Raw genomic sequence first — 326 nt, forward strand, 5'->3', positions numbered from 1 at the left:
TGCAGTTGTATCTCTACAACCTCGCAAAACCCGATCCCGATACTACTTTTTTGAACTGGCTTCATGCCACTCCCAACAGGGAAGAAAAACTAATCGACCTGCTATCACAAAAACAGGTGGTTCGATTGGGAAATATTTACGTGAATATCAATGAATGGCTTAAAGAATCGGGAGAACCTCCTGCCATTGTAAGGGAAGACCAAAGCCAGCGTTCTGCCGAAAGATTAAAGGCCTGGTACTGGAACAACGGGTGGTTCAATGCCGAGACCGGCTACGAGATCATCCCAACAAAAAATAAAAGAGCCCGGGTCAATTATTTTGTTACT

Annotated in this window: 1 pseudogene; it reads left to right on the plus strand. The window is 44.5% G+C overall.

Features of this window, described 5'->3' with window-relative positions:
* Nucleotides 1-326: pseudogene (locus HC175_RS22030) on the plus strand (translocation and assembly module lipoprotein TamL); the annotation flags it as partial.

Source organism: Salinimicrobium oceani, from assembly GCF_012037645.1.